This is a genomic window from Mesorhizobium sp. Root102, from assembly GCF_001425625.1.
In the GTDB taxonomy this organism is placed as follows: Bacteria; Pseudomonadota; Alphaproteobacteria; order Rhizobiales; family Rhizobiaceae; genus Mesorhizobium.
The window spans coordinates 14,425-32,756 of the sequence record NZ_LMCP01000012.1; the positions used below are offsets into that span (position 1 = coordinate 14,425).

Genomic DNA, 18,332 nt, shown 5'->3' on the forward strand with positions numbered 1-18,332 from the left:
TCCCCACCGCAATCCAAGCCCAAATCATAGCACGCAACGCACCGCGGTTCGATCGTCAGCGCTTCATCGGGCTGCGCGCCTCGCCGTCGCGCCAGTTGCCGCTTGCCCACATATGGTCGAAGGCGGTGCGGTAGTCCGGAAAACGCAGGGAATAGCCCGCCGCCTTGATCGCCGCATTGGCGACACGCTTGTTCTCGCCATAGAAGGACCGCGCCATGGGCGAAAGTTGGGCGGCGTCGAAGGGAATTTCGGGCGGCGGTTCGATGCCCATCAGGGAAGCGGCATAGGCGACGACATCCTGCGGCGGCGCCGGCAGATCGTCGGTGACGTTGAAGATGCCACCTGTATTGCCTTCGATCAGTCGCCAAAGCGCGCCTGCAATGTCGTCGCAATGGATCCGGTTGAACACCTGGTCTGGTTTGACCAGCCGCCTTGCGCTGCCGTTTTCCAGATTGACCAGGGCGTTGCGGCCCGGCCCGTAAATGCCGGAAAGCCGCAGGATCGCCACCGGTCGGCCTATGTCCGTGCCCAATTGCAGCCAGTCCTGCTCGGCCGCCACCCGCATCACCGAGCGCTTCGACACCGGCCGGCATTCGGCCGTTTCATCGACCCAAGCGCCGTCATAATTGCCATAGACCCCGACGGTGGAGAGATAACCGATCCACTCAACCGCTGGCATTTGAGCGATTGCCTCTCGGGCGGCATTCAGCACGGGATCGCCGACCTCTTCCGGGGCAACCGAAATCAGCAGATGCGTCGTCTTCTTCAGCGCATCGCCGATTTGCTCGGTCAGCGCGCCGTCGAACAGCAGCGGCGCGATGCCGGCCTGCCGCAGCGCCTCGAATTTGTCCGCCGAGCGCGTCGTGCCCAAGATCGTCGCAGCACCTTTGCCGGCGCGGGCAGAGGCTTTGCTGGCTCGGGCAAAAGCCTTGCCGGAATAGCCGGCGCCGAAGATGAAGACCTGTTTTTCGCTCATGCATGCGCCCTGGTTGGCCGCGCCAGACGCCATTCGTCGCGCACGGCTTCGTCACTCTCGGTTTTCAGGCCGACAGCTGCCCGTTGCAAGTATTCGGCATCGGGCACCAGCCGCGCCAGCGCCCATATTGCCGCGCCCCGCACCAGCGGCGACGGATCGCCGAGCAAGGTACGCACGCTGCCGGCAAGGGAGGCATCGCCGGAATTGCCGGCCGCGACCAGCACGTTGCGGACAAAACGATCGCGGCCGATGCGTTTTATCGGCGAACCCGAGAAAAAGACACGGAATGCCGCGTCATCGAGACCCAGAAGGTCGGCGAGCGGCGGCTCGCGCAGATCGTCTCGCGCGGCGAGTTTTGCTTCGGAAGCAGCCCGGGCGAACTTGTTCCACGGGCACGCAGCTAAACAATCGTCGCAGCCATAGATGCGGTTGCCGATCTTTTCGCGGAATTCATGCGGGATCGGCCCCTTATTCTCGATGGTGAGATAGGAGATGCAGCGCCTAGCATCGAGCCGGTAGGGCGCCGGGAAGGCATCGGTCGGGCAGGCGTCGAGGCAGGCGCGGCAGGAGCCGCAATGGTCGATCTCCGCCCGGTCGGGCGCAAGCTCGGCTGTGGTGAAAATGGTGCCGAGGAACAGCCAGGAGCCGTGCTCGCGGCTTACCAGATTGGTGTGCTTGCCTTGCCAGCCAAGCCCGGCGGCCTCGGCCAGCGGCTTTTCCATCACCGGCGCGGTGTCGACGAACACCTTCACATCACCGCCGGCGCGCGCCACGATCTTGCCGGCGATTTCCTTCAGCCGGCCCTTCATCACATCGTGATAGTCGCGGTTTTGCGCATAGACCGAGATGGCGCCGCGGTCGCGCTTGGCCAGTACACCGCGCGGATCATGGTCGGGGCCGTAGTTCATCGCCAGCACGATGATCGAGCGCACCTGCGGCCACAGTGCCGTCGGTTCGGCGCGGCGTTGCAGCGTCTCGGCGATCCAGCCCATCGAGCCGTGAAAGCCGTCGGCGACGAACTCGGCCAGTCGCGCCGGCGCCAGCGGGATTGCATCGGGGGTGGTGACGGCGACGGCATCGAAGCCGGCGCGGCGCGCCTCCGCGTCGATCAGCGCGCGCAGTTTTGCGGCGTCAGAAGTCGAGGTCCGCATAATGCGAAACCGGCGACAGGCCGCGCACGCGGTCGGTCAAAAGCGGCCGGAAGGAGGGCCGCGATTTGACCCGCGTGTACCATTCGCGCGCCGCGGCGTGTTCACGCCAGTCGATCTCACCGAGATAATCGAGCACCGACAGCGTTGCCGCGGCCGCGAGATCGGCATAGGTGACCCTCGAGCCGGCCAGCCAATGGCGGGTGCCGGCCAGCCAGTTGGTGTATTTCATGTGCTGGCGGATGTTGGCGCGCGCCGCACGGATGGCGCCCGAATCGGGCGAACCGCCGCCGGCCGTTTCCGGCATCACCGGCTTCAGCACGCGCTCGCGCACCAGATGGCGGGTGACTTCGCCTTCGGCCTTGTTGAGGTACCAGTCGATCAGCCGGCGGATTTCTGCGCGCTGCATCGGATCCTCGGCGAACAGCCGCTTGTCGCGCTTCAGCACGCCACGCGTCTCATCGAGATACTCGGCGATGACCGTCGCACCGACGATCGGCACGTCGCCTTCGGCCAGCAGGATCGGCAGCGTGCCGGCCGGGTTCAGCGCCAGGAACTCCTTGCGCCGGGTCCACGGCTTCTCCTCGATCAGGGCCAGCTCCTCGCCATACTCGCCAAAAGCGAGGCGAACGAAGCGACAGGTGGCGAACATGGGATGGTGGAAAAGCGTCAGCATGGTTCCGCGATGATAAAGCGCACTGGCGAATCGCAGGGCGCACCGGTAAGTCTTGGCCGCCCGGTTAGCGGGCCGTCAGGGTGTTGCGACCTATAGGGGGACTTGCACGCCATGACAAGCAAGCCGTTCTGTCAGCCGTCACGCCAATGCCGAGGTAGCCATGGAAAGCCAGACCATCGTCGAAGCCCTGCTGCTCGGCCTGCTGGAGGGGCTGACCGAGTTCATCCCGGTGTCGTCGACCGGCCATATCCTGCTCGCCGGCCATTTCCTCGGCTTCCATTCGACCGGCAAGGCCTTCGAGATCCTGATCCAGCTCGGCGCCATCCTGGCGATCCTGAGTGTCTATTTCCGCCGCCTGTGGCAAATGCTGCTCGACCTGCCGCATGACCGGCTGACGCGGCACTTCGTCATCGGCATCCTGATCGCGTTCCTGCCGGCGGCGATCATCGGCGCGCTAGCGCATGATTTCATCAAGACGGTGCTGTTCGAATCGCCGAGGCTGATCTGCATCATGCTGATCATCGGCGGCGTCGTGCTGCTGGCGGTGGACCGCATGAACCTCAAACCGGTCTACCGCGACGTGGAGCGGTTCCCGACCCGGCTTTACCTGCAGATCGGGCTTTTCCAGTGCCTGTCGCTGATTCCCGGCACGTCGCGCTCGGGTTCGACGATCGTCGGCGCGCTGCTTTTGGGCGTCGACAAGCGCGCGGCGGCAGAATTTTCTTTCTTCCTTGCGATCCCGACCATGGTCGGCGCCTTCGCCTTCGACCTGTTCAAGAACCGCGATGTGCTGAGCAGCGCCGACCTGCCGATCATCGCCGTCGGCTTCGTCGCCGCCTTCGTCACCGCGCTCATCGTCGTGCGCTTCCTGCTCGACTACGTCTCGCGCAAAGGCTACGCGCTGTTCGGCTGGTGGCGGCTGGTGGTCGGCGGTGTCGGGCTGGTGGCGTTGATGATCTGGGGGTGAGGAGTGGTCGGCGTAGCGCGAAGGGCGAGCAACGCCCGTCAATGGCCCTTCAACTCCTTCCATAAAACGCGTTTTCGACATGCACCGGCCAGCGCCAAGGCAGCACCGCGACCATGTCGAAGCGCATCGACAGTTTGCCGTAGTCCGACTGGCGCGACAGCCAGATGTCGGCGGCCGCCTCGATGCGGCGTTCCGATTCGTGGCCGATCGCCTCCATGGCCTCCATCAGCGTGCGGCGCGCCTTGACCTCGACGAACAGCACCAGGTCGCCGCGCCGCGCGATCAGGTCGATCTCGCCGAAGCGCGTGCGATGGCGGCGTGCGAGTATCCGGTAACCCTTCAGCATCAGCACTGCAGCCGCCAGCCATTCACCGCGATGGCCGCGCCGATAGGCCTTTTGGCGGCTGGCGCTCGGGCGCTCAGCCACCGTCGCCTTCCGCAATAGCGTCCTCGGCGGCATCCTTGAGCTCCAGCAACCGCCGGTAGAGCGCCTGTTTCTGGCCGCCCGTCATCTTCGCGGCTTCCGCCGCCGCCTTGGAAGCCGGCATTTCGGCGGCGAGCGACAAAAGCAGGCGGTCGATATCGGCTGGTTCGTCGGCCTTGGCCTCGGCCGGACCGACGCAGACGACGATCTCGCCCTTCGGTGTATCGGCCGTCGCATAGTGGTCGGCGAGCACCCGCAGCGTGCCGGTGCGCATCTCCTCGAAGGTCTTGGTCAATTCACGGCCGATCGCGGCCTTGCGCTCGCCGCCGAGCGCTTCGACCATAGCGAGAAGTGAGTCGGCCAGCCGGCGCGGCGATTCGAAGAAGATCAGCGTCGCCGGCACGGCTTTCAGTGCTTCCAGCCGCGTCAGCCGCTGCCCGGTCTTCACCGGCAGGAATCCGGCGAACATGAAGGCATCTGAGGGTAGGCCGGATGCGGTCAACGCCGCGAGCGGCGCCGACGGGCCGGGGATCGGCACGACGCGAATACCGTGGTCAAGCGCCTCGCCGACCAGCCGGTAGCCGGGATCGGACACCAGCGGCGTGCCGGCATCGGAGATCAGCGCCACGCTCTGTCCAGCCTGGAGCGCCGCGATCAGCTTCGGCCCGGCCTCGCCGGCATTGTGCTCGTGATAGGCGGTGGTTCGGCGGCGGATGCCGTAGCGGTCGAGCAGCACGCGCGAGACCCGCGTGTCCTCGCAGGCGACGATGTCGGCGGCGGCCAGCGTCTCCAGCGCGCGCAGCGTGATGTCGGCGAGATTGCCGATCGGCGTCGCCACCAGATAGAGCGCCGGCTCGAGCGGCCGGGCCGCGATCTCGGTCTGGCCGATCACATAGCTTTGCTTGCCCGTCTCGCCGGTCACTGATGCCTTCTCCATTCAGCCCTGTTTGGCACGGCTGGCGCGGGCTTGCAAAAGCTGACGCCGATGTAAGGAACTCGCCATTCCTTTGCCACAGTGGGGAACGAAACCGGTATTGGCAGATTAGCCCCCTGATTCCGGAGGAGGACAGGATGGATAGCCTGAAGATACAGGACGCTTTCGAGCCCTATTATGCCGACCGCAGCCGCGTTGTCGTACGCGGGGACAAGCGCCTGCCTGCCAAGACCGACGCCAGCCTGACCGAGCAGGCCGCCTTGCCTACGAACGTCAGGCTTTCCGATAACAAACCCGACAGCACGACGGAGCACTGACCGGACGATGCCCAATCGCTTCGATATCTTCATCACCCGTCTTGAAACAAAAAGCGCTGGCAATGCCGTGCAGCTACCCCCGATAGGCGACCAGCACCGCGCCCGCCGCGATAAGGGCGACGCCAAGCCAGTTCGCTCCGGTGAGTCGCTCGCCGAGAAAGACCGCGCCAAACACCGCCACAAGCACGACGCTTAGCTTGTCGATCGGCGCCACCTGCGCCGCATTGCCGATCTTCAGGGCGCGAAAGTAGCAGAGCCATGAGGCGCCGGTCGCCAGACCGGACAGGCCGAGGAAAGCCCAAGTCTTTCCCGAGATCGTCGCCGGCGACTGGAACTGGCCGCTGGCCAGCAGGATGGCACCGAGCACGATCAGGATGATGACCGTGCGGATGAAGGTGGCGAAATCGGAATCTATGTTCTCGATGCCGACCTTGGCGAAGATCGCCGTCAAGGCAGCGAATGCAGCCGACAGCAATGCCCAGAATTGCCAGGAGGATACGGTCAGGTTCATGCGGGTGGCCTTCGCGGATGGCGTGTCAACCGAGATACCGTGAAACCCGCGCCTCCAGGAGGCCAATCAGCTCCAGGTCCATGAATTCATAGTTATCCGATATATCGAGGCAGATGACACGGGGCTTCTTCAGGCTGGCCTTGAATTTCTTCTGCAGCTTGGCGAGGTGCGCCTTTTCCATGACAAAGATGATGTCGGCCCAAGCGACCAATTCATGCGTTAGCGGCGTATCCGCATCGTGGTTTGTTCCCGCCGATGCGACCTCGATATCCCTCCGCTTGGAAAACACCTGTTCGGCGGTTGGGCTGCGCAAGCGGTTCTGGCTGCAGACGAAGAGGATGTTTTTCAAGGGCCTATCGCGCCAGATCGGCCACCACGGCGTCGAGCACGATCATGCCGGCTGGCGTGGCGCGCAGGCGGGCGTTGCCGATCGGCGCCACCAGCCCTTCGCCCTGCAGCATCGACAGCCGCGCGCTCGACAGGCCGCGTCCGGAGAACGCCTCGTAGCGGGCGAGATCGATGCCTTCGGCAAGCCGTAGGCCCATCAGCAGGAATTCATCGGCCTCTTCCGAACGCGTCAGGATTTCCCCGCCGGTGACGCCATGGCCCTTGGCCTCGACCAGATTGGCCCAGGTTTCCGGCATCCGCTCGGCGATCGTCACTGTGCGGCGGCCGTTCTCGACGAAGCGGCCATGCGCGCCGGGGCCAACGCCGACATATTCGCCGTAGCGCCAGTAGGTGAGATTGTGCCGGCTTTCGGCGCCCTGCCTGGCGTGGTTGGAAATCTCATAGGCCGGCAGGCCGTGCGCCGACGTGATCTCCTGCGTCAGCGCATAGAGATCGGCGGCATGGTCGTTGTCGGGAATGATGAATTTCTTCGCCGCGTGCAAAGCGTGGAAGGGTGTGCCTTCCTCGATGGTCAGCTGGTAGAGCGAGAGGTGGTCAGCCGCATGGCCGATCGCCTGTTCGAGTTCCGATGCCCAAGCCTCCGGCGTCTGGCCGGGCCGCGCATAGATGAGATCAAAGGAAAGCCTTGGGAATATTTCCCGCGCCAGCCCGATGGCGTGCAGGGCCTCACCGACATTGTGCAGCCGGCCGAGGAAGCGCAAATCCTTGTCGTTCAGCGCCTGCACGCCAAGCGACACGCGATTGACGCCAGCCGCCCGGTAGCCGCGAAATCGTTCGGCTTCGACCGAGGACGGATTGGCCTCCAGCGTCACTTCGATGCCGTCAGGCACTGTCCAGTTCTTCGCCACCGCGTCCAGAACCCTGGCCACCGTTTCAGGCTTCATCAGCGACGGCGTGCCGCCGCCGAGAAAAATGCTGGTCACCTCGCGCGGCCCGGTGCGCTCGCGCATCGTCGCCAGCTCGGCCTCGAAGGCACTGGCGAAGCGGTCCTGGTCGACCGGCTGGTGGCGGACATGGCTGTTGAAGTCGCAATAGGGGCACTTGGCCGCGCAGAACGGCCAATGGACATAGACGCCGAAGCCGGGCGTCCGGTCGAGCAGCATGCTCATGCCGAGCCCAATCTCGCTTTGGCGAATTTCTGGAAGGCGCGGGCGCGGTGCGACAGCGCCGTCGGCTGGCCAGGTTTCCAGCCATGCTTTTCCTCGGCGCTCATCTCGCCAAAAGTTTTTTCGAAGCCATCGGGCAAAAACACCGGATCATAGCCGAAGCCGAGCTCGCCACGCGGCGGCCAGACCAGCGTGCCTTCGGCCTCGCCGCGATAATATTCCGCCTCGCCGTCGGGAAACGCCAGGCAGATGACGGCGACAAAGCGGCCCTTGCGCTGTTGCGGCAAGGCCGCGCCGACTTCCTGCAACGCCACTTCGGTGCGCTGCATGGCCATGGCGAAATCGCGCGAACCGTCGGGGGTTTCGGCCCAGTTGGCGGTGTAGACGCCGGGCGCGCCGTCGAGCGCTTCGACGCACAGGCCGGAATCGTCCGACAATGCCGGCAGGCCGGTCGCCTTGGCGGCGGCGAACGCCTTGATGTAGGCGTTCTCCTCGAAGGTGGTGCCGGTTTCATCCGGCTCCGGCAGGCCATACTCCTTGGCCGATTTCGCTTCGAAGCCGAACGGCCCCATCAGGTCGGCGAATTCGCGCAGCTTGCCGGCATTGTGGCTGGCGACGACGATCTTCTTGCCATCAAGAGAATGCATCAAAGGCCCCAGATTCTTGGCTCGGCAAATTCGATCGAATTGCCCGAGGGGTCGCGTATATAGATCGAACGGCCGCCCTGCCGCCACTCGAATTCGCTTTCGATGGCGACCTTCTTCGCCTCGAGATGCGCTTTCCAGCGCATAATTTCGTCGGCGCTGGCCGCAAAGCAGAGATGGCCCTGGCCGACCGTGCCGTGCGGCGGCACCGGCAGCTTGGCGTCGGGCGCCGGCGGGATTTTCGTTGCCTCGGCATTGAAGATGAGCAGCACGCCCGGTCCGCAGCGGAAGAAGAGGTGCCTGCCGTCGACCTTGCCGAGCAGGTTTAGGCCGAGGATGCCGACATAGAATTCCTCCGCCGCCGCAAGATCGGTCACGTAGAGGGCGGATTCCAGGATGGCGGAGGGAGTCACCAGAAAGCCGTCAAGCCACTGCCATCTGCTGCAGGCTGACCAGGCGCTGGATGCCTTTCTTGGCCAGGCCCATCAAGTCCGCGAACTGCTCTTCCGAGAAAGGTTCGCCCTCGGCGGTGCCCTGGATCTCGACGATCCCGCCCTTGCCGGTCATGACGAAATTGGCGTCGGTGCCGGCCGAAGAATCCTCGATATAGTCGAGATCGATGACCGGCTGGCCGTCATGGATGCCGCAGGAGATCGCCGCGACATGGTCCTTCAGCACCTTGGCGACGCTGGCCATCTGGCGGGCTTCCATCCAGCGCAGGCAGTCATACAGCGCCACCCAGCCGCCGGTGATCGAGGCGGTGCGGGTGCCGCCATCGGCCTGGATAACGTCGCAGTCGACGGTGATCTGCTGCTCGCCCAACGCCTGCAAGTCGACCACGGCGCGCAAGGAGCGGCCGATCAGCCGCTGGATTTCCAGCGTGCGGCCGCCCTGCTTGCCGGCTGAAGCCTCGCGGCGCATGCGTTCGCCGGTCGAGCGCGGCAGCATGCCGTATTCCGCCGTCACCCAGCCCTTGCCGGAATTGCGCATCCAGCCCGGCACTTTTTCCTCGAGGCTGGCCGTGCACAGGACATGCGTGTCGCCGAACTTCACCAGGCATGAGCCTTCGGCATGCTTGGAGACGCCGCGCTCGAAGGAGATGGCGCGCATTTCGTCGAATTGGCGTTTGGAGGGGCGCATTCTGGCTGCTTTCTTGTCATTTTTTCGGAATCTTGGCCGGCTTGTAACCACATGGGAGGCGTGGCGCAAAGGAAAATGGCCTGACGATCTGACACAGACATCGGGTCATCTCACAAAGACACCGGGTTGCGCCGGCCGTAGTGAAGTCTATATCCTTGGGCCGGAGGTTTTTGGCCGTATGACCAAGGCAGTCGATCCCGGTTCGCAGTCGCCCGCGCTTCAGTCGCTCGACATGCGTTCCCGCGACATCTTCCGGCGCATCGTCGATTCCTATCTCAGGGACGGTGAACCAGTCGGATCACGCAGCCTGTCGCGCATCCTGCCGTCCTCGCTGTCGCCGGCGACCATCCGCAACGTGATGAGCGACCTCGAGCATCTCGGCCTGATCTACGCGCCGCACATCTCGGCCGGCCGGCTGCCGACGCAAGCCGGCCTGCGTTTCTTCGTCGATGCCTTCATGGAGCTTGGCGACCTCTCCGACGAGGAGCGCCGCGCCATCGAGGCACAGGTTCGCGCGTCCGGCTCCGGCGCGACGCTCGAGCACATGCTGACCGAGGCCAGCCAGATGCTGTCGGGCATGTCGCGCGGCGCCGGCCTGGTGCTGGCCGCCAAGAACGAGGTGGCGCTGAAGCACATCGAATTCATCCAGCTTGAGCCGACCAAGGCGCTGGCGGTGCTGGTGTCGCAGAACGGCGACGTCGAAAACCGCGTCGTCGAGCTGCCCGCCGGCATCACCGTCTCGCAACTGCACGAGGCCTCGAATTTCCTCAACGCCCATATCCGCGGCCGCACGCTGGCCGAGGCGCGGATCGAGATCGCCCGCATCAAGGAAGAAACCAGGGCCGCACTCGACACGCTGTCGCAGGACCTGGTCGAGAAAGGGCTGGCGGTGTGGGCCGGCGCCGACAGCGGCCTGCCGGCGCGGCTTATCGTGCGCGGCCGCGCCAATCTGCTCGAAAACGTCACCGCCCAGGCCGACATCGAATTGCTGCGGCATTTGTTCGAGGACATGGAGACGCAGGACGGGCTGATCCAGCTGCTCGACCTTGCCGAGGAAGGCTCGGGCGTGCGCATTTTCATCGGCTCGGAAAACAAGCTGTTCTCGCTGTCGGGCTCGTCGCTGGTGGTTGCGCCTTATCGCGACAAGGAAGCCCGCGTCATCGGCGCGCTCGGCGTCATCGGCCCGACCCGGCTGAACTATGCCCGCATCGTGCCAATGGTCGACTATACGGCGCAGCTGATTTCCCGCATGCTGCGCTAAGGTGTTGATATTCAGGTGATGCCGGCCTGACCTGAATCTGAACACCTTGGATCCAAACCTAAGGCTGCTGAGGAGAAAAAGAATGGCGCTCGAAGAACTCAAGGCCCGGATCAGCCTGTTGCTGGAGGAGATGGTCAACCAGCCGGAAGACCAGCACGAGATCCAGGAGCAGCTGCGCGAAAAACTGCGGGAAATGCGCGCCATGGGCCTGCCGCTGCCGGCCGATCTCGTCGCACTCGAAAAACGCCTCGACGACGATTTCTACGCTGCCGGAACCTGAACCGGAAATCGGACCTTCGCTTCCTTCAACTCATCGTGGGCTGCGGAACGATCGGCGAAACCGCCCGTTCCTGTCTTCACGGCTAAATATGGGAGGGCAGGATGATCCGTTTCGCCGGTCTGGCTATTTCCGCCGCCCTGTTTGTCACCGCAACAGCATTCGCCCAGCAGGCGGACGAGCCGGTGCTGAAAGGTGCGGCCGCTTTTGGCGACTGGCGTGCCGACAGGCCAGGAGTGCGCCGTCTGATCAGGCCGAACGATCTGCCAAAACCTTACGTCACCAAATCCGCCTCGAACAGCGCCGGCCTCGCCGAAAGGCCGGCGGGTGCCAAGCCCAAGTTGCCGCCGGGCTTCTCGGCAGAGCTGATCGCGTCGGGCATCGACAATCCGCGCGTCGTGCGTGTGGCGCCGAATGGCGACCTGTTCGTCGCCGACAGCGAGGCCAACCAGGTCCGCGTCTATCGCCTGGCCGAGGGCAGCGCGAAGCCGGCGCAGGACGGCATCTTTGCCGGCAACCTCAACCAGCCCTATGGCATTGCCTTCTATCCCCCGGGCAATGACCCGCAATGGGTCTATGTCGCCAACAGCGACAGCGTCGTGCGCTTTGCCTACCGCAAGGGCGACCTGAAAGCCGCCGGCGAAGCTGAAACCATCGTCGACAACATCCCTGCCAGTCATCACTGGACGCGCGACATTGCCTTCTCGCCGGACGGCAAGACGCTCTATCTGTCGGTCGGCTCGGGATCGAACGTCGCGCAGGATATGGGCAAGGAACCGAAGGGCGGCCTCGACGCCTGGGCGAAGTCTCAGCCGCTCGGCGCCACATGGGGGTCCGAGGACGGCCGCGCCGATGTGCTGGCCTTCGACCCCAACGGCAAGAACGGTCGCATCGTCGCCACCGGGCTGCGCAACTGTTCGGGCATGACCGTGCAGCCGGCGACCGGCGCGCTGTGGTGTGTCGTCAATGAGCGCGATGGGCTCGGCGACAATGTGCCGTCCGAATATGCAACCGTGGTCAAGGACGGCGCCTTCTATGGCTGGCCCTGGTACTATATCGGCAACAACGAGGATCCGCGCAGCAAGGGCGAGCGCCCCGACCTTGCCGGTAAGGCGACCACTCCCGATGTGCTGATGCAGGCGCATTCGGCGCCGCTCAATATCGCCTTCTACGACGGGAAGACCTTTCCGGCCGAATACCAAGGCGACGCCTTCGTCGCTTTGCATGGTTCATGGAACCGCGGCAACAGGACCGGCTACAAGGTGGTGCGGTTGCTGTTCAGGGACGGCAAGCCAACCGGCGAATATGAGGATTTCATCACCGGCTTCGTCGTCTCCAACGACGAGGTCTGGGGCCGACCGGTCGGCGTTGCGGTGGCGAACGACGGCGCGCTGATCGTGACCGAGGACGGCAACGGCACCATCTGGCGCGTCACCCATGGCAACGGTCGGTCCTGACCGCAAATCCGCGCATCGGCGTGGTGCAATCGAATCCGACGCCAGGGAATTCACGCCGGGCGGACTTGTGCGGACGGTGTCACAACAGCGCCGCGCGCAAGGCCGCAACCATGATCCTCACCGGATTCCTCGCCTACAGTGCCGCTCTCGGCATCGCCGCCGCGATTCCTGGTCCCGGCATCACCGCGCTTGTCGCGCGGGCGCTCGGCTCCGGCTTTCGCACGTCGCTGGCGATGTCGTTTGGCCTGATGGTTGGCGACATCACCTATCTGACCGCCGTGGTGCTCGGTCTCGCCTTCGTCGCGCAGAGTTTCGGCATGGTTTTTCTCGCCATCAAATGGCTCGGCGTCGCCTATCTCGCCTTCCTCGGCTGGCGCTTCTGGAACAGCGGCATCACGCCCGAGACCGTCGAGGCCAGGAAAGGCAAAAGCGGGCTGCTGTCGAGCTTCGTCGCCGGCCTGACCGTCACGCTCGGCAATCCGAAGACGATGATCTTCTATCTCGCCATCACGCCGACCATCGTCGACCTGAAGACCATCACGCTGGCCGATTACGGCATTCTCGTCGCGCTGACGGTCGTCGTGCTTCTGGTGGTGCTGGTGCCATATCTGGCGCTGGCCGCCAAGGCGCGCTGGTTTCTGAAATCGCCGCGCGCGCTCAAGGCGCTGAACCGCACGGCCGCCGGCTTCATGGTCGGTGCTGCTGCGGCGATTGCCGCCCGCCAGTAGAGGGCTTTTGGCCAAAGCATTTTGCAAACAGGCTTTTTCGGGAAATGATTTTCCGGGACGAGGGCGTTTTAGACACAGGCCCCACTCGGATATTTTCGGCTGACAGCTTATGTTGCGCGGCTGAAGGCCCTATCTTGCCGGCTGCAATGCCACTGCCTGAAATTCTGGGAGCGAAACCAATGAACAAGCCCGCCACATCAGCCCGCGTGCCCGGCCGCGGCCGCGTCTACGATTCCATCACCGACACGATCGGCGACACGCCGCTGGTGCGGCTCGACAAGTTCGCTAAGGAAAAGGGCATCGTCGCCAATCTCATCGGCAAGCTCGAATTCTTCAATCCGATCGCTTCGGTCAAGGACCGTATCGGCGTGGCGATGATCGAGGCACTGGAGGCATCCGGCAAGATTTCTCCCGGCAAGACCACGCTGATCGAACCGACGTCCGGCAACACCGGCATCGCGCTTGCCTTCGCCGCTGCCGCCAAGGGCTACAAGCTGATCCTGACGATGCCGGAAACGATGTCGATCGAGCGCAGGAAAATGCTGGCGCTGCTCGGTGCCGAGCTGGTGCTGACCGAGGGCCCGAAAGGCATGAAGGGCGCTATCGCCAAGGCCGACGAACTGGCAGCGACGATCCCCAATGCGATCATTCCGCAGCAGTTCGAGAATCCGGCCAACCCGGAAATCCATCGCACGACGACGGCTGAGGAAATCTGGAACGACACGCTTGGCGAGGTCGATATCTTCGTCGCCGGCATCGGCACCGGCGGCACCATCACCGGCGTCGGCCAGGTGCTGAAGAAGCGCAAGCCTTCGGTGCATGTCGTCGCTGTCGAGCCGGAATCCTCGGCGGTTCTGTCGGGCGGCCAGCCCGGCCCGCACAAGATCCAGGGCCTCGGCGCCGGCTTCGCGCCCAAAATCCTCGACACCACGGTCTATGACGAGATCGTCAAGGTGTCGAACGAGGATTCGGTCGCCAATGCCCGCCTCGTCGCCCGCCTCGAAGGCGTGCCGGTCGGCATCTCGTCGGGCGCCGCCCTGCAGGCGGCCATCGTCGTCGGCTCGCGGCCGGAGAACAAGGGCAAGAACCTTGTGGTGATCATCCCATCCTTCGCCGAGCGCTATCTGTCGACCATCCTGTTCGAGGGATTGGGATCGTAGTCCAACGCTTCTTCGTGACCAAGCTGGCCCGCTGAAAAACCGCCCGTGGCCGCGTCAGCGGCTTGAGCGCGACACCGCTTCCGGTTCATATCGCCCCCAGCCTGCTTTGCGCGGGCCGGGGAGGTTTTCATGTACAAGCTCTACACCCGTCCGGGCAGCGGCGGCTTCGTCGTCGAGGCGGCGCTGGCGCTGGCCAACGCACCGTTCGAGCAGATCGACGTGCCGAAGACGGACCGGCCCGATCCGGCCTTCCTCGGCATCAGTCCCTTGAATCAGGTTCCGGTGCTGACCTTGCCGGACGGAAGCTCGATGACCGAATCGGCGGCGATCTGCATCCTGCTTGCCGAGCGTCACCCCAATGCCGGCCTGGCGCCGGCGATCGACGCGCCTGCCCGCGCCGACTTCCTGCGCTGGATGGCATTCATGTCGTCGGTGCTCTATCCGGCGGTACTGCGTTTCTACTACGCGTATCGATACACGGCCGATCCCGACGGCACCAAGGCGGTCAAGCAGGCGGCCGTCGCCGAGATGGATCGCGGCTTTGCCGTTCTTGATGCCGCTCTCGAAGGCCGCGACTGGCTGGTCGGCGACCAGCTGTCGCTGGCCGACATCTATCTGGCCATGCTGGTGGCGTGGCATCCCGACGTCGACAGGGCGCGCGCGACCTGGCCTGATATCGAGCGCCTGTGGTCGAAACTGCGCGAGAACCCTCTGATGAGGACGCTCAACACATCGCATGAGATGTGGCCAGGCTGAACGGACGGCCGGTGGCGAGGCTCAATTTCTGAGCACTGCCCGTTTCCCCTGCAGGAACCGGCGCACCGCCGGGTCGCGTTCGAGGCCGATCGCCCGATCATAGGCCTCGATTGCCTGTGGCACCTGACCGAGCCTGGCCAGCAGACCGGCGCGGGCTGCCCAATAGGGCTGATAGTCATCAAGCCGCTTGTCGTCGCCCAGTACATAGAGGGCCGCCAATCCGGCCACGGCGCCCTTGGCCTCGGCAATCGCCACCGCACGGTTGATCGCCACCACCGGCGATCCTGCGATCGAAAGCAGCGCGTCGTAGAGCTCGCGGATCGCCACCCAGTCGGTGCGGCCGGTCAGCCGTCGTGCCACATGTGCGGACTGCACGGCCGCCTCAAGCTGATAGCGACCAATGACGCCCATGGCCGCGGCGTGGGAAAGCAGCGCCTCCGCCTCATTGATGAGGGCGCGGTCCCATAGAAGGCAATCCTGCTCCGCCAGCGGCACGAAGTCACCTTCGGCGCTGCGCCGTGCGGCGCGGCGCGCCTCGGCAAACAGCATCAGCGACAAGAGGCCCAGCGCCTCGGGCTCCTCCGGCATCTGCGAAGCCACCAGCCGGCCAAGCCAGATGCCTTCGGTCGCCAGGTTGCGGCGCTGCGTCTCGGTGCCCGCGGGGTCGGACCAGCCTTCGGCGAAGGCGGCGTAGATCGCTTCCAGCACCGCGTCCAGCCTTTCGCCGAGTTCGGCCCGCTCCGGCACGCGGAACGGAATGCCGGCCTCACGGATACGGGTCTTGGCGCGCACCAGGCGCTGGCCCATGGTTGCCGGCGAGACCAGGAAGGCAGAGGCGATCGTCGCGGCGTCGAACCCCAGCACCGTCTGCAGGATGAGCGGCGAACGCACGCTCGATTCGATCGCCGGATGGGCGCAGGCGAACATCAGCCGCAGCCGTTCGTCGGGCAGGTCTTCGTCGGTCATGTGCGCCTCCGCCTCCTCGGCAATCAGCTTGAGATGCTCGCGGCCGGCTTCGCTGGTCAGCCGCCGCCGCACCGCATCGACACGGCGCCGCCTTGCCACCGCCAGCAGCCAGGCTTCCGGTTTCTTGGGTACGCCGGTTCGAGGCCATCGCTCCAATGCGGCAGCGAAAGCATCGGCCAGTGCATCCTCGGCGCCGGCCACGTCGCGCGTGCGCGCCGCGAGCCAGGCGACAAGCCTGCCGTAGCTTTGCCGGGCGGCGACTTCCGCCGCCGCCCGCGCGATCTCCAGGCCATTCTCCATCACATGGTCTGTTCCCAGATCGGCCGCAGCTCGACCGTGCCGGCACTGGCGGCGGGGCAGCGCGCCGCCCAGGCGATAGCGGCATCGGCGTCCTCAGCCTCGATCATGTAGAAGCCGGCGAGCTGCTCCTTGGTGTCGGCATAGGGGCCGTCGAGCACGTTGGTCTTGCCGTTGGCCATCCGCACTGAAGTGGCGGCCTGGGTCGGCTTCAGCCGGTCGCCGGCCAGCCAGGCGCCGGATTTCTTCAACGCCTCGGTATAGGCGCCATAGGCTGCGCTGATCTCGTAGGTCTTATCGGTCGGCGCGGCCGCCATGGCGGCTTCGTTGACGTAGATCAAAAGCATGTATCGCATGGTCTTCTCCCATTTTCTCGAAGGCCGCTTCGTTGCTGGCCGACCCTATGTCGGGTGGCCTAGACCGATTTCGACAAGCGCCGCGAAAAATCATTCGGCGGCGTCGGGGCGTTTCGGTCATTTCTCGGACAGGTACTCGGTCATTTCCCAGATCGGGCGCACCTCGACCGTGCCGGTGCTGGCTGCCGGACAGCGTCCACCCCATTCGATGGCCGTGTCGATGTCGGTCGCCTCGATCATGTAGAAGCCGGCAAGTTGCTCCTTGGTGTCGGCATAGGGGCCATCGAGCACGTTGGTGTTGCCGTTGGCCATCCGCACCGAGGCGGCCGTCTGGGTCGGGCGTAGCCGATCGCCGGCCAGCCATGCGCCGGATTTCTTCAACGCTTCGGTATAGGCGCCATAGGCCGCGAGGACCTGCTCGGTCTTGTCGCGCGGCGCATTCGCCGTCGCGGCCTCGTCATTGTAGATCAAAAGCATGTATCGCATGGTCTTCTCCCGTTTTGTCGAACGGCCGCTCCGTGCGGGCCGACCCTATGTCGTGCGGTCTCGGCCGATTTCGACAGGCGCTGGAAAAATCTTTCGGCCTTGGTCGCATGATGCGCAAGCCGGCGCCCACCGCGGCAGCGCTCAGCCGTTCGTCTAATGGGTGCAATTGCGGGTTGGCATTTCCCGTCTGCCGTCTAAACTCGCGCCGCTCATGCCGAGGAGGGCAGTGCGGCGCCACTATTTCAGGGAGGAAATCACGATGCTCAATTTCAGGACGAAACTTGTTGCTGTTGGCGCAATGGCGCTGTCACTCGGTTTCGGCGCGATGCCGGCAGGAGCGCAGGAATTCATCAACGTGCTGACCGGCGGCACGTCCGGTGTCTATTATCCGCTCGGCGTGGCGCTGTCGGAAATCTACGGCAAGGGCATCGAGGGCGCGCGCACCCAGGTGCAGGCGACCAAGGCTTCGGTCGAAAACCTCAATCTGCTGCAGCAGGGCAAGGGCGAGATCGCCTTTGCGCTCGGCGATTCCGTCAAGATGGCCGCCGAAGGCAACACCGAGGCCGGTTTCCCCGGCAAGCTCGACAAATTGCGCGGCATCGCCGCCATCTATCCCAACTACATCCAGATCGTCGCCAGCCAGGAGTCCGGCATCAAGACGCTGGCCGACCTCAAGGGCAAGAGCCTGTCGGTCGGCGCGCCGGCCTCCGGCACCGAACTCAACGCACGCGCCATCTTCGCCGCCGCCGGGCTCAAATACGAGGATCTTGGTCGGGTCGAATACCTGCCCTTCGCCGAATCGGTCGAGCTTATCAAGAACCGCCAGCTCGACGCCACGCTGCAATCGGCCGGGCTTGGCGTCGCCTCGATCCGCGACCTCGCAACCTCCGTGCCGATCAATGTCGTTGCGGTTCCCGCCGAGGACGTCGCCAAGATCGGCTCGCCCTATCTTTCGGTGGTCATTCCCAAGGGCACCTATGAGGGCCAGAGCGAGGATGTCGCGACCGCCGCAGTCGGTAATTTCCTCATCACCCGCGCCGATGTCTCCGACGAGACCGCCTACCAGATGACCAAGCTGATGTTCGACCATCTCGACCAGCTTGCCGCGGCGCATGCCGCCGCCAAGGCGATCGATCCGGCCAAGGCACTCGACGGCATGCCGGTGCCGCTGCATCCCGGTGCTGAGCGGTATTACAAGGAGAAGGGACTCATCAAGTAAGGCGTCCCCCCTCGAGAGGAGGGTGGCCCGCAGGGCCGGGTGGGTCCTCGGTCAAGCGTTCTACCTTCTTACTTAAATCATAGGTCGAGGCTGGTCAGGCCGCACACTGCCGCAACGA

At 64.6% G+C, this 18,332-nt stretch carries 23 protein-coding genes; 9 read left to right on the forward strand and 14 right to left on the reverse strand.

The window, feature by feature from the left end; all coding sequences use genetic code 11:
• Positions 1 to 55: 55 nt before the first annotated feature.
• The 3 genes from ASD12_RS11165 to ASD12_RS11175 are packed head-to-tail and all read right to left on the reverse strand — an operon-like array spanning position 56 to position 2,800.
• Positions 56 to 976: an SDR family oxidoreductase gene (locus ASD12_RS11165; protein ID WP_056586765.1), complete on the reverse strand. Its 921-nt coding sequence runs from the start codon at positions 974 to 976 to the stop codon at positions 56 to 58.
• A complete protein-coding gene (gene queG / locus ASD12_RS11170; protein ID WP_056585362.1) occupies positions 973 to 2,127 on the reverse strand; it encodes a tRNA epoxyqueuosine(34) reductase QueG in 1,155 nt (384 codons plus the stop codon). Before queG ends, ASD12_RS11165 begins: the two co-directional genes overlap by 4 nt.
• Entirely contained in the window at positions 2,108 to 2,800 is a 693-nt protein-coding gene (locus tag ASD12_RS11175) for a glutathione S-transferase family protein (RefSeq protein WP_056585364.1), read from the reverse strand. Before ASD12_RS11175 ends, queG begins: the two co-directional genes overlap by 20 nt.
• A gap of 160 nt (positions 2,801 to 2,960) precedes the next feature.
• Here ASD12_RS11175 and ASD12_RS11180 point away from each other — a divergent pair, with 160 nt between their 5' ends.
• Positions 2,961 to 3,767 carry an undecaprenyl-diphosphate phosphatase gene (locus tag ASD12_RS11180; protein WP_056585366.1) on the forward strand — a complete coding sequence of 269 codons (807 nt, stop codon included), beginning with the start codon at positions 2,961 to 2,963 and terminating at the stop codon, positions 3,765 to 3,767.
• 49 nt (positions 3,768 to 3,816) lie between these two features.
• Here the strand turns inward: ASD12_RS11180 and ASD12_RS11185 are convergent, their stop codons facing one another.
• On the reverse strand, positions 3,817 to 4,194 hold the full coding sequence (locus ASD12_RS11185; protein ID WP_056585368.1) for a YraN family protein: 378 nt from the start codon (positions 4,192 to 4,194) through the stop codon (positions 3,817 to 3,819).
• Positions 4,187 to 5,128, reverse strand: coding sequence for a 16S rRNA (cytidine(1402)-2'-O)-methyltransferase (rsmI, locus tag ASD12_RS11190; protein ID WP_082525384.1), 942 nt, complete (start codon positions 5,126 to 5,128; stop codon positions 4,187 to 4,189). The genes ASD12_RS11185 and rsmI overlap by 8 nt, the downstream gene beginning before the upstream one ends.
• Positions 5,129 to 5,262: 134 nt before the next feature.
• Between rsmI and ASD12_RS11195 the strand changes: the two genes are divergently transcribed.
• On the forward strand, positions 5,263 to 5,442 hold the full coding sequence (locus tag ASD12_RS11195) for a hypothetical protein (protein WP_056585372.1): 180 nt from the start codon (positions 5,263 to 5,265) through the stop codon (positions 5,440 to 5,442).
• Between the two features lie 73 nt (positions 5,443 to 5,515).
• Here the strand turns inward: ASD12_RS11195 and ASD12_RS11200 are convergent, their stop codons facing one another.
• Genes ASD12_RS11200 through rph form a run of 6 tightly spaced genes read right to left on the reverse strand, consistent with a single transcriptional unit; the run spans position 5,516 to position 9,251 of the window.
• Positions 5,516 to 5,953: an EamA family transporter gene (locus ASD12_RS11200; protein ID WP_056585374.1), complete on the reverse strand. Its 438-nt coding sequence runs from the start codon at positions 5,951 to 5,953 to the stop codon at positions 5,516 to 5,518.
• Between the two features lie 25 nt (positions 5,954 to 5,978).
• On the reverse strand, positions 5,979 to 6,302 hold the full coding sequence (locus ASD12_RS11205; protein ID WP_056585376.1) for a low molecular weight protein tyrosine phosphatase family protein: 324 nt from the start codon (positions 6,300 to 6,302) through the stop codon (positions 5,979 to 5,981).
• Positions 6,303 to 6,306: 4 nt separating this feature from the next.
• A complete protein-coding gene (gene hemW, locus ASD12_RS11210; protein WP_056585378.1) occupies positions 6,307 to 7,470 on the reverse strand; it encodes a radical SAM family heme chaperone HemW in 1,164 nt (387 codons plus the stop codon).
• On the reverse strand, positions 7,467 to 8,114 hold the full coding sequence (rdgB, locus tag ASD12_RS11215; RefSeq protein WP_056585381.1) for an RdgB/HAM1 family non-canonical purine NTP pyrophosphatase: 648 nt from the start codon (positions 8,112 to 8,114) through the stop codon (positions 7,467 to 7,469). The genes hemW and rdgB overlap by 4 nt, the downstream gene beginning before the upstream one ends.
• Complete coding sequence (locus ASD12_RS11220; protein ID WP_056585383.1) at positions 8,114 to 8,524, reverse strand: VOC family protein; 411 nt, start codon at positions 8,522 to 8,524, stop codon at positions 8,114 to 8,116. Before ASD12_RS11220 ends, rdgB begins: the two co-directional genes overlap by 1 nt.
• Positions 8,525 to 8,534: 10 nt before the next feature.
• Positions 8,535 to 9,251 (reverse strand): ribonuclease PH, encoded by a 717-nt coding sequence (rph, locus tag ASD12_RS11225; protein WP_056585385.1) that lies wholly within the window; start codon positions 9,249 to 9,251, stop codon positions 8,535 to 8,537.
• 178 nt (positions 9,252 to 9,429) lie between these two features.
• On the opposite strand from rph, the gene hrcA reads away from it, so the two are divergent.
• The 6 genes from hrcA (at position 9,430) to ASD12_RS11255 (ending at position 14,890) form a co-directional block, all read left to right on the forward strand.
• Positions 9,430 to 10,512, forward strand: coding sequence for a heat-inducible transcriptional repressor HrcA (gene hrcA / locus ASD12_RS11230; RefSeq protein WP_056585387.1), 1,083 nt, complete (start codon positions 9,430 to 9,432; stop codon positions 10,510 to 10,512).
• Between the two features lie 82 nt (positions 10,513 to 10,594).
• Positions 10,595 to 10,792, forward strand: a complete 198-nt coding sequence (locus ASD12_RS11235) for a hypothetical protein (protein WP_010912574.1) — start codon at positions 10,595 to 10,597, stop codon at positions 10,790 to 10,792.
• A 101-nt stretch (positions 10,793 to 10,893) separates the two neighbouring features.
• Positions 10,894 to 12,246: a sorbosone dehydrogenase family protein gene (locus ASD12_RS11240; RefSeq protein WP_056585389.1), complete on the forward strand. Its 1,353-nt coding sequence runs from the start codon at positions 10,894 to 10,896 to the stop codon at positions 12,244 to 12,246.
• A 110-nt stretch (positions 12,247 to 12,356) separates the two neighbouring features.
• Complete coding sequence (locus tag ASD12_RS11245; RefSeq protein ID WP_056585391.1) at positions 12,357 to 12,974, forward strand: LysE family translocator; 618 nt, start codon at positions 12,357 to 12,359, stop codon at positions 12,972 to 12,974.
• Between the two features lie 179 nt (positions 12,975 to 13,153).
• Positions 13,154 to 14,134 carry a cysteine synthase A gene (gene cysK / locus ASD12_RS11250; protein ID WP_056585393.1) on the forward strand — a complete coding sequence of 327 codons (981 nt, stop codon included), beginning with the start codon at positions 13,154 to 13,156 and terminating at the stop codon, positions 14,132 to 14,134.
• 129 nt (positions 14,135 to 14,263) lie between these two features.
• Complete coding sequence (locus ASD12_RS11255; RefSeq protein WP_056585395.1) at positions 14,264 to 14,890, forward strand: glutathione S-transferase family protein; 627 nt, start codon at positions 14,264 to 14,266, stop codon at positions 14,888 to 14,890.
• A gap of 21 nt (positions 14,891 to 14,911) precedes the next feature.
• Here ASD12_RS11255 and ASD12_RS11260 read toward each other — a convergent pair whose 3' ends face one another.
• From ASD12_RS11260 to ASD12_RS11270, 3 genes are all read right to left on the reverse strand, one after another.
• Positions 14,912 to 16,156 (reverse strand): RNA polymerase sigma factor, encoded by a 1,245-nt coding sequence (locus ASD12_RS11260; RefSeq protein WP_056585397.1) that lies wholly within the window; start codon positions 16,154 to 16,156, stop codon positions 14,912 to 14,914.
• Complete coding sequence (locus tag ASD12_RS11265; protein ID WP_056585399.1) at positions 16,156 to 16,509, reverse strand: YciI family protein; 354 nt, start codon at positions 16,507 to 16,509, stop codon at positions 16,156 to 16,158. Before ASD12_RS11265 ends, ASD12_RS11260 begins: the two co-directional genes overlap by 1 nt.
• A gap of 117 nt (positions 16,510 to 16,626) precedes the next feature.
• On the reverse strand, positions 16,627 to 16,995 hold the full coding sequence (locus ASD12_RS11270) for a YciI family protein (protein ID WP_056585401.1): 369 nt from the start codon (positions 16,993 to 16,995) through the stop codon (positions 16,627 to 16,629).
• 259 nt (positions 16,996 to 17,254) lie between these two features.
• Between ASD12_RS11270 and ASD12_RS11275 the strand changes: the two genes are divergently transcribed.
• The gene (locus tag ASD12_RS11275) at positions 17,255 to 18,214 is read left to right on the forward strand and encodes a TAXI family TRAP transporter solute-binding subunit (RefSeq protein WP_056585403.1); all 960 of its coding nucleotides are present in this window, start codon (positions 17,255 to 17,257) and stop codon (positions 18,212 to 18,214) included.
• Positions 18,215 to 18,332 lie beyond the last annotated feature (118 nt).

Excerpts from the sequence above, each read along its gene's own strand:
- ASD12_RS11165 (WP_056586765.1), bottom strand. The coding sequence starts at position 976 with ATGAGCGAAAAACAGGTCTTCATCTTCGGCGCCGGCTATTCCGGCAAG.
- queG (WP_056585362.1), bottom strand. The coding sequence starts at position 2,127 with ATGCGGACCTCGACTTCTGACGCCGCAAAACTGCGCGCGCTGATCGAC.
- ASD12_RS11175 (WP_056585364.1), bottom strand. The coding sequence starts at position 2,800 with ATGCTGACGCTTTTCCACCATCCCATGTTCGCCACCTGTCGCTTCGTT.
- ASD12_RS11180 (WP_056585366.1), top strand. The coding sequence starts at position 2,961 with ATGGAAAGCCAGACCATCGTCGAAGCCCTGCTGCTCGGCCTGCTGGAG.
- rsmI (WP_082525384.1), bottom strand. The coding sequence starts at position 5,128 with ATGGAGAAGGCATCAGTGACCGGCGAGACGGGCAAGCAAAGCTATGTG.
- ASD12_RS11195 (WP_056585372.1), top strand. The coding sequence starts at position 5,263 with ATGGATAGCCTGAAGATACAGGACGCTTTCGAGCCCTATTATGCCGAC.
- ASD12_RS11200 (WP_056585374.1), bottom strand. The coding sequence starts at position 5,953 with ATGAACCTGACCGTATCCTCCTGGCAATTCTGGGCATTGCTGTCGGCT.
- hemW (WP_056585378.1), bottom strand. The coding sequence starts at position 7,470 with ATGAGCATGCTGCTCGACCGGACGCCCGGCTTCGGCGTCTATGTCCAT.
- rdgB (WP_056585381.1), bottom strand. The coding sequence starts at position 8,114 with ATGCATTCTCTTGATGGCAAGAAGATCGTCGTCGCCAGCCACAATGCC.
- rph (WP_056585385.1), bottom strand. The coding sequence starts at position 9,251 with ATGCGCCCCTCCAAACGCCAATTCGACGAAATGCGCGCCATCTCCTTC.
- hrcA (WP_056585387.1), top strand. The coding sequence starts at position 9,430 with ATGACCAAGGCAGTCGATCCCGGTTCGCAGTCGCCCGCGCTTCAGTCG.
- ASD12_RS11235 (WP_010912574.1), top strand. The coding sequence starts at position 10,595 with ATGGCGCTCGAAGAACTCAAGGCCCGGATCAGCCTGTTGCTGGAGGAG.
- ASD12_RS11240 (WP_056585389.1), top strand. The coding sequence starts at position 10,894 with ATGATCCGTTTCGCCGGTCTGGCTATTTCCGCCGCCCTGTTTGTCACC.
- ASD12_RS11245 (WP_056585391.1), top strand. The coding sequence starts at position 12,357 with ATGATCCTCACCGGATTCCTCGCCTACAGTGCCGCTCTCGGCATCGCC.
- cysK (WP_056585393.1), top strand. The coding sequence starts at position 13,154 with ATGAACAAGCCCGCCACATCAGCCCGCGTGCCCGGCCGCGGCCGCGTC.
- ASD12_RS11255 (WP_056585395.1), top strand. The coding sequence starts at position 14,264 with ATGTACAAGCTCTACACCCGTCCGGGCAGCGGCGGCTTCGTCGTCGAG.
- ASD12_RS11260 (WP_056585397.1), bottom strand. The coding sequence starts at position 16,156 with ATGGAGAATGGCCTGGAGATCGCGCGGGCGGCGGCGGAAGTCGCCGCC.
- ASD12_RS11265 (WP_056585399.1), bottom strand. The coding sequence starts at position 16,509 with ATGCGATACATGCTTTTGATCTACGTCAACGAAGCCGCCATGGCGGCC.
- ASD12_RS11270 (WP_056585401.1), bottom strand. The coding sequence starts at position 16,995 with ATGCGATACATGCTTTTGATCTACAATGACGAGGCCGCGACGGCGAAT.
- ASD12_RS11275 (WP_056585403.1), top strand. The coding sequence starts at position 17,255 with ATGCTCAATTTCAGGACGAAACTTGTTGCTGTTGGCGCAATGGCGCTG.